The following is a 9,133-nucleotide window of genomic DNA, read 5'->3' on the forward strand; positions in this document are numbered from 1 at the left end:
TGCTTCCGGTGCGGATGATCTGACCTCGAAATCTGAGGCACATCCGGTCGTAAGTACAGCGGCCATGGCCACGCAAATAGCTCTCATAGCGTTCCCCCATCGCTGACTGGCTAGAAAGCCGATCTGGAGATTCATACAGCATGCCAGCTACCGAAGTAGAGGCCCTATTGCTTCGTCTCGAGGCGAGTGCGACCAAGCTTGAAAAGGACATGGCCAAGGCGCGCACAACCTACGGAAAGGATGCGGCGTGGCTCGAAGGGCGCACTAAGCAGCTCAACGACAACCTGAAGGGTATCGGTGCCGGCGCGGCTTCGGCGCTGCCGAGGGTATCCAAGGGCGCCACTGATGCAGCGCGGGGAATAAGCAGCCTTTCCGGGCAAACCGGCAACATTGCGGCCCAGTTTCAGGATATTGCGGTCCAACTTCAGGGTGGCGGATCGCCATTCACCATTGCGCTGCAACAGGGAACTCAACTCGGCGCCATCTTCACGGGTGCCGGTGGGCTTGGCGCTGCCGTCAAGGGAGTTGGCGCGGCCTTTGTATCGATGATCTCGCCAGTCAACCTGATCACCATCGGGTTGATCGCGGCCGGCGGTGCGGCGGTGAAGTATTTCCTTGCCGGCAAGGATACCGACACGCTGACCGAGGCGCTGAAGAAACAGCCGGAGATCATCAAGGCGATCAAGGAAGCGTGGGGCGATGCGGCCAGGAGCGTCGGTGAATACGACAGCGAAAGCCGCAACGTAGTCCGCGCGATGACGGCCGAGCAGGCCCGGATCTATCGGGAAGGCATCTCGAAGGCGGCAAACGACGCGGTCGACTCCATCGGCGAAGCGTTCAACCAGAGCGACGCCCTTTCCGGTATCGCCTCGCTGACAGCGGCGTTCACCGGCCCCGGCGCGGCCGGTCCGGCTGGGCTTGATGCGCTTAAGCAGGCGGCCGACAATCTGAAAGCCTCCGTCAAGGATGACGCGGCCATATTGGCGTTTCGCGACGCGGTGTCGCAGATCGCCAATGATACCGGCGCCGCCGATACCGTACGGTCCATGGCGCGAGAGCTGTTGGCCTCCACCAAGGAAGCAGGCGACGCGGCGCGGGCGCTTCAGGTGCTCAACCAAGCCGAAACACAGCTTTCCGATACCACCCGGGTGATGGTCAGCGAGACCAAGCGGTTTAATGATCTGCTGTCGCAGGGGCTCTACAACGAGGCGGCGCAGCATGCCCAAACGCTCGGGCAGGCCCTGCAGGCAGCGGCAGCAAGTCAGAAATCGCTCAACGAGGAGGCAAATCGCTTCGCGGCCGAACGGCTGGCCGATCGCGGCGCAGGCTATGAGGCGCTGAACGACTATTATGGCCGCCGGAATGCCGGCCTCGGTGGTGAGACCTATTCGCCGGCTGGCGGGCTGCTCAACCTCATCGGCCAAGCCGAAGGCACGGCGAACCGCCGAGGTTACAACGAGACGCTCGATTATGGGCGCTGGACCGGCGGCAACCGCAATCTCGTGCTGATGACGCTCGACCAGATCGACGCGTTGCAAACCCAGATGCTGGCAAACCCGGCCAATCGGGCGCTTTACGGCAATGGCAAGGGGGCGTCGGCGCTCGGGCAATACCAGATGACGCGGCAGACCCTGCGCGGCCTGCGCGAGCAGCTCGGCTTGAAGGGAACCGACTTCTTCTCGCCGGAACTGCAGGATCGTCTGGCTCAGGAGCTTATTCGCCAGACGGGCGGCGACGTGGGAAAGCTGCGCGGCCGGTGGCAAGGCCTCAACAATGTCGACAGCTCCATCATATCGACGGCTTACAGCAACACGGCGCAGACGATGCCGGGCCGCGATCAGGCGATGGAGCAGCGCCTGAAGACTTACGACGACTTGGTGAAGTCGGGTGAGCTGTTCATTGCCGAACAACAGCGCGAGGCAGCAGCGCTCGGGCAGACGTCGGAAGTGACCGGGCTGGCCTCAGAAAAGTCGCGTGCGCTCGCCTACGAGCAGGAGATGCTCAACCGCATCCTGGCGCTTGGCGTGCAGGTTACGCCTCAACAGGCACAAGCGATTGCCGAGCTTGCGGCTCGGATGGCAGAGGCTGAAACAGCAACGGCGCGGATGCGAGAGGCGCAAGGGGACCTCCATCAAGCGGAACGGGACGTCAAGGACTCCACACGCGATGCCATGAAGGGGTTCATCTCGGATCTCATCAAGGGCCGCGACGCTTCGGAGGCTCTTTCGGATGCCCTCGGCAAGGTGGGCGACACCATGATGAATATCGGCCTCAATTACCTGCTAACCGGCTCAGCCAATGGGCAGGGGAGTGGCGGCTTCCTCGGCTGGCTGTTCTCGGGCTTCGATACCGGCGGCTACACCGGCCCCGGCGGCAAGAACAAGCCTGCCGGCGTAGTCCATGCCGGCGAGTATGTGTTCGACCAGCAATCGGTTCGTGCGGCCGGCGGCCCGCGCGCCCTCGATGCGCTGCGGCGGGGTCTGAAAGGCTATGCCAATGGCGGCTATGTGTCGACCACGGCACCTTCGCTGTCCAGTGTCGCCCTTGCCAGGCAACAGCCGGTTCCTGTCGTGGTCAGCGTCGATGATGACGGACGTATTCAGGCTTACGTCAAGCGGGAGTCGGGTGCGCAGGTGAGGGCGGCGGCGCCGGGGATCGTCTCCACCTCCGTGAAGATGGCCGGTTCCCGCGTGGTGCCGACACTGGCCATGCACCAAGCCCAAAAAGCCGGCGGAGATTATCGCAATGGCTGACATCATCGAGTGGCCAGTCGGCCTGCTCAGCCCGCGCGCCTGCCGTCCGACGCTGGTTCCCTTCACGCGTTCCGGTGGCCCATCGCTCGGCGGCGTCGAACGGGTGACACGCACCGATGCCGGCCATTGGGAAATCACGCTTGACGGCGTGCCGGTGCGTGGAACGGCGGCGGCGCGGACGCTCGACGCTATCGCCGCTCATTGCGGCGGCCGCACCGGCTATGTGGTGGTGCCGGCGTGGAGCTTCGACACGGCGCCTTACGCCTCGGGCCGGTTTGAACCTCCTGTCATCGTCGACCATGACGATGGCACCGGCTTTTCGGACGGTACCGGCTATCTGCAATCGGCGATCGCCGTCACGCTCGCGGCCACCGTCGCCATTGGCGACACGCGATTGACGCTGCATTCCGTCAAGGCGGCCGAAGATCTGGTGGGCGTGCGGTTTTCCCACAATCACGCGCTTTATCGGACGGGGCGGCTTATCGATCTCGACGGCGAAGATTGGACCGTGGCGATCGAGCCGCCGTTGCGGGCCGCCATTCCAACCGGTTCCGATCTGGAGTTCGACCGGCCGACCTGCCTGTGCCGGCTGGCGACAGATACGGCCTTGGCGCGCGGGACCATCTGGAAAGGCAACGACGAGCTTTCCGTCTCCTTCGTAGAGGCGACGGAATATTGGAACGACCTGGCGATCGGGGCGGATGTCTGATGGCCATCAAAGACCTGCGCATCCTTGTGCGGCTCGAATGCCCCAGCCTGACGCTCCGCTTCTGGGATGGTTCCAGTGGGCCATATATCGACGATAATGGCGATGTCTGGCGGGCGGCGTCTCTAACCGATCAGGCGCTCGACGAAATCGAGATGGCGATCAACGGCGAGTCCGCCTCGCTGACGCTGGTTATCTCGGGATGCGACAAAACGACGATGGATCTGGCTTGGGCCGATTATCAGGCTGGCGAGATCGTCGGTTCGAAAATGCAGATCCTGACGCAAGCACTCGACGAGGATCAGGCGCCGGACGGCGACCCGGAAGTGCAGTTTACCGGGAAAATCGACAATCTGGTTTGGGATAATCATGCCACGGATGCCGCGATCATCTCGACGCTACAGATCACCGTCGTCAATCGCTTCGCATTGCGCCGCATGACGTCGGGTTCCGTGCTGTCCGACATCGATCAGAAGGCACGATCGGCCGTGCTCAACCCGGGTGCTCCGGCCGATCGTTTCCTCGACCGCGTGGCGGGCCTCATCAACAAAACAGTGCGCTGGCCGGACTGGTGATCACATGACCTTGGAAGAATTTCTTGCTGCCTACGGCGCCCGTGAATGGGCTCCGGGGACGACGGACTGTTGTCTGATGCTGGCCGATTGGGCGCTCGCCAAAGGTCTCGATGATCCCGCTGCGCACCTTCGCGGCACCTACGACACCGAGGCCGGCTTCTGGGAGCTGATCGACGCGGCCGGTGGCCTGTTCCCCGTCGTCGGTGATTGCGTGGCCGTGGTCGGCGGCCGCCGCATCAACAAGCCGGCGCCTGGCGTGGTGGCCGTGATCGGCAGCGCCGCCGTTGCCCGGCGCCAATGGGGCGCGATCTGGGACGGCACCGGCTGGCGGGTCCGCGACACCTCAGGCGTCATCACCGTGACGGCGCCCGTCATCGCCATGTGGGAGATCTGACGTGCCGCAATTCCTTGCCGGGCTGATCGCGCCTCTACTTGTTTCGGCAGGCCTGTCGGCGGCCGTGGCCAGTGCTGTTGCGCTCGGAATTGGCTATGTCGCGGTCGCCGGCGCGCTCTATCTGGCGTCGAGCCTCCTGATGCAAAGCCAGAACGCGCCATCGGTACCCAAGCCGGACGACGGCAGCTACAACATGAAGCAATCGGCGATGAGCCTGCCTTTCGTGTTGGGGCGCGCCAAGAAAGGCGGCGATTACGCCATGCTCGAGGCGCAATCGGGCACGGCCTATCACGTCATCGTCGAAGCGGGACACCGCATCCAAGGCTTCGTGCAGCACTACCTGCATGATGAGGCGGTGACCCTCGACGGTTCGGGAAACGTGGTGGCACCGGCGCACTTCAAGAGCACGGTCAATATCCAGACGCGTATCGGCGACAAGGCATCGACTGCCTATGGCGATGTCGTCTCGGCATTTCCAACCATCTGGACGACGGCGCATCGCGGCGACGGTCTGGCAACCATTCGCATGATCTGCGGCGGCGTCTCGTCACAGGATTATCTCGACGTCTACCCAAACCAGATGCCGATCCACTCATGCGTGCTCGACGGCGCTCTTCTCTACGATCCACGCACCAACCAAGATCCTGATGACGATGGTACGTGGGCGTTTTCGACCAACATCGCCTTGGAACGGCTTTGGCACCTTTGCCACCCGGTCGGCGGCAAGCTGAGCTTTGCCGACATGTACATGCCGGATTGGATCGAGGCGGCCAATGTCTGCGACGAGACGGTGATCAACCGCAGTGGGACCGCCGAGAAGCGTTATCATGGCGGCCTCTGGTTTCGCGCCAATAACGATCCTGTCGAGATTGGTCGGCTCATCGAGCAGGCCGGCGAACTCGTCATTTACGAGCGGCCGGATGGGTTGGTGGGCGTTCACCCCGGCCGTTACGTCGAGCCGGATATTCGCTTGACGGGGGCCGATCTCGTTTCGGTCAGCTACGACGCCAATGCCTCGGAATCATCGCAGGTACTGGCGATGCGAGGGCGCTACACCTCGCCGGCCGATGTCTACAACACGCAAGATGCGGCGATCGTTGGCGACCCCTACATTTCCAGCGATGACACCGAGCGATCGAAGACCGTTGATAATCAGGTGGTGCAAAGTCACAACCACATGCAGCGTCTGCAAACGGTGGCGTTCAAACGCTCGCGGTCACCGCGCGTTACCGTGAAAGCTCACTATGAGCCGGCTCGTGGTGTTCGCTCTCGGCGTTTCGTTCGGGTGCATTACCCGCCGCAGCTCGACGAGGCGGTGATCGAGATCACCAGCGCCGTCAAGCTCTCACTGCGCAACCTGACGGTCGAATTCTCTGGCATCGTCTGGAGCGAAAACTATCTCGCCTTCAACGCGGCGACCGACGAGGGTGATCCGTCCAACCCGATCGTTGACGTCGTCTATTCCGGCGTACCAGTGCCGACTGGCTTCGGTGTGGCCGTCGATGCCGAGGTGGTCTCCGGCGGGCAGACGGCGGCGTTTGCGACAGGTAGCTGGACGCACGTCGCGTCGACGCTGACCTATGAGCTGCAATGGCAGCGGGCGGACGGCAGCGACGCGTTGCAAAGCGTGATGTCGGCTCCTGGCGCAACCAGCGTTCGCACCGGCTATCTGGCCGACGGCCAAGCCTATAAGGCAAGGTTGCGGACATGGTCGGTCGGCTCAAAATCCGACTGGACGGATTGGGAGTATTTCACGGCCATAGCCGACGTGGTGCCGCCGGGCGTGGCGACGGACGTTTCGGCGAGCGGCGGCGTGCACTCGATCACCTTCGACTGGACCTCGCCGAACAGTGCCAACTATCTGGCGGCGCGGCTCTACCTCGGCACTGATGAGAGCTTCACATTCGCCTCGCTGGTAGCCACCGAATATGGCCCGGCTGGCACGGCCGACAGCCGGACCATGAGCGGCATCGAGGCCGGTACCTGGTACGGCTGGGTGCAGGCCATCAACGTTTCCGGCCGGCCGGCAACGGCCGTCCCCACGGGGCCGATCACAGTCACCAACCCCGAATAACTTTCCGACCATTCCCACCCTTTTGACGAGGTAGCCATGGCGACCGCGAGGACTGTCTATCGCGATTTCTCGACGGACGGCGTGCCGTCGAGCGGCAGGCACACGCCCAAGAAAAGCGATATCCGCACGCTGCTCACCAGCTATGAGACAATCATCAACACATTCACCTCGTCGGGCGGGCTCGTTTATCTGACGCGGGCGGATCTCTATGCCGATCTTGCGCACGATGCGAAAAGCATGGCGTGGGTGGTGCAAGATCCCGATCCGGCGAAAAACGGCATCTATCAGAAGGTTGGGGCGTCTGGTGCCGGTGCGTGGGCGAGGGTGGCCGATCTGCCGCATGGCCTTTTGCCGGCGAGCGACGTCGGCGCCGGTACGGCCAATGCAATCCAGGCGACAACGCCGAGCGCGGTTACAGAGACGGCGCTGGTGTTGCTCGACGTCTATCGCGTCAATACCGGTTCGCCGGTGACGGTGAGCTTCAATGGCGGCGACCCGCTGACGATCAAGACCGCGACGGGCGGCGACATACCGGCAGGCGCGCTGACGCCCGACATGGGCGTTCTGGGAAAGGTTGCCGGCGACACGTTCCGGATGCTCTCCGACGCCAGCTATGATGCGGTGATGCAGGAGCGTCTGGCGGCGACAACTCAGGCCAAATCGGACGCGCTAACGGCAAAAACGGATGCGCAAAATGCCGCTGGCAATGCAGGCCAGTCGGCTACAGACGCCGCTACATACGCAGGCGCGGCGGCTACTACCCTCGCCACCGTCATCGCGTCTGCTGAAGCCGGCGGTCAGGCGCGCATCTTCGATACGAAAGCTGCGGCAACGGCGGCCATCTCCACGATCGCCGACCAGGAGGTCGTTGAAGTCCTCATTGACGAGACTTCCGGCGGGGGGCGAACCCGCTATCGTAAGCAAAGCGGATCGCTGGTTTTCAAGCTACGTCTCGATGAAACCTGGGACAAACTCATCGAGAAAATCGCAGAAACTGGTGAAGACATCATCGGGCAGGCTTTGGCTGAGCTCCCGGCTATCGCTACCAATCGCTATACGGGACGTAGCCTGAAAGACCGCTTCTCTGATGTGGTTAGCATTATGGACTGCGGAGCGGTGCCGGGCGACGATGACGCACACGCGGTGGCCAACGACCTGGCGTTCACAAAGGCAATCTCTAAGCTGTCGCATGGCAGTGTGCTGATCATTCCCGATTTGGGAATGCCGTTCGTCATCGGTCATATGGTAAGCGTGAACATCGGTTATGTTCGCATCGCTTGTTTCGGAAAATTGAAGGCCTCGGCCTCGTTCACCGATCCCTATATGTGGTCGAATGACACTTCAGCCGACCGCTCAGAGAGCACATGGTACCGTGCCCCTATCCTCGTAGATATGCTCAACTTGGACTGCGCCTATAAGACACGGGGGCTTTACCAATATAAGCTCGATCATCAAACGCTTGACAGCGCTCGAGTTGAAAGGGCGTTCGGAAACGCAATTTATATCGACCGAATGCGAGAGAGTACGATCTACTCTCCAACGATAATCGAAGCCAAGGCACGGCAGCGCTTTTCCAATCCCGCCCAATGGCTGGCGGGTACCACATATGCCGTTGGAGATCGCGTCAGAGCTGTGAACGCTGCCTGGGACAGCGCTACAGCATACCCCCAAGGAGACATCGTCGAGTATGGTGGCGGGCGGTATATATCTCGAAAAGCGTCGACCAACCAAGCGCCTGGGAGCGATTTTGCCAGTTGGCAACCAATCCCATTCGAGGACTACGAGTGCGTTATCTCTGGGACCGGGAAGAATCCCTTTACTTACAACACCAACAGCTCGATCTCCGGCAACAGATACTGGAAAAAGGTCTATCAAGATGAGGCGGCGTTGGAGATCGTCGACAGCGTTCAGGACAATGCGGACCGATCGAACGGCAACCATATCTACACGCCGGTGATACGGGACTGCGCAAACATGTGCTTGATGCGGGTCGACAGCAACAAGTCCGGTCCTGCATTCGGCCCGCTTTCGGTCCATGGCGGCCACATACATGACATTGTACAGGGAGCCTCCTCGTATCCAGCGGATCTAGCCGGCGCTGAAACAACACCGATGCGCCGAGTTCTCGAGATCGGTTATGCTTTTGCCGTGGCGTTCTATGGGACACAATTGCGAGCGAGCGACGCTAACTCTTCGATCGTTGTATTGATCGGAGATGGCGGTGCAACGAAATCCGCGAGCTTCGTTTCCTTCTTGGAAGGGTCGATCTCCTCGGGGGGGTCGGGCGCCGTCGGTATTCTCATAATGCCCTCGGTAACGAACCAGAGCATAAAGTCGACGAGCAGAATGTTGGTGGGTAACGGTGGGACAGACGCCCTTCCGATTCTGGACCCAAAGAGCACCATGAAGGACAACGTTTACCAGGGGCGTTCGGTCAAAATCTATCCGAAGGCATCGGGCAATCACTACGTCGATGAGTATATTAGCCCGGCGACATTCCCTGTTGTGTGTCCCATATCCTTCAAGCGGGACACGAATAACTTCCGGTCTTTCCTTTTCGAAGTTCTATCCGACAGCGTTAGGCTTCTGTTTGGCAGCGGCGCATCTGACCTTGATACGCAGCTGTTCAGA

Annotated in this window: 5 protein-coding genes and 1 pseudogene; all 6 read left to right on the top strand. The window is 61.5% G+C overall.

The window, feature by feature from the left end; all coding sequences use genetic code 11:
- The first annotated feature begins 140 nt into the window (after nt 1–140).
- Nucleotides 141–2,753 (top strand): phage tail length tape measure family protein, encoded by a 2,613-nt coding sequence (locus tag H512_RS25895; protein ID WP_026784201.1) that lies wholly within the window; start codon nt 141–143, stop codon nt 2,751–2,753.
- Nucleotides 2,746–3,462, top strand: coding sequence for a hypothetical protein (locus H512_RS0115375; protein ID WP_026784202.1), 717 nt, complete (start codon nt 2,746–2,748; stop codon nt 3,460–3,462). The genes H512_RS25895 and H512_RS0115375 overlap by 8 nt, the downstream gene beginning before the upstream one ends.
- On the top strand, nt 3,462–4,034 hold the full coding sequence (locus H512_RS0115380; protein ID WP_026784203.1) for a hypothetical protein: 573 nt from the start codon (nt 3,462–3,464) through the stop codon (nt 4,032–4,034). Before H512_RS0115375 ends, H512_RS0115380 begins: the two co-directional genes overlap by 1 nt.
- Nucleotides 4,035–4,038: 4 nt before the next feature.
- Complete coding sequence (locus H512_RS0115385) at nt 4,039–4,428, top strand: DUF6950 family protein (protein WP_026784204.1); 390 nt, start codon at nt 4,039–4,041, stop codon at nt 4,426–4,428.
- A 1-nt stretch (nt 4,429) separates the two neighbouring features.
- Nucleotides 4,430–6,502 carry a phage tail protein gene (locus H512_RS0115390; RefSeq protein ID WP_026784205.1) on the top strand — a complete coding sequence of 691 codons (2,073 nt, stop codon included), beginning with the start codon at nt 4,430–4,432 and terminating at the stop codon, nt 6,500–6,502.
- A gap of 36 nt (nt 6,503–6,538) precedes the next feature.
- Nucleotides 6,539–9,133: pseudogene (locus H512_RS0115395) on the top strand (hypothetical protein); the annotation flags it as partial.

The sequence above is a fragment of the Pleomorphomonas koreensis DSM 23070 genome, assembly GCF_000425185.1.
Lineage (GTDB): Bacteria > Pseudomonadota > Alphaproteobacteria > Rhizobiales > Pleomorphomonadaceae > Pleomorphomonas > Pleomorphomonas koreensis.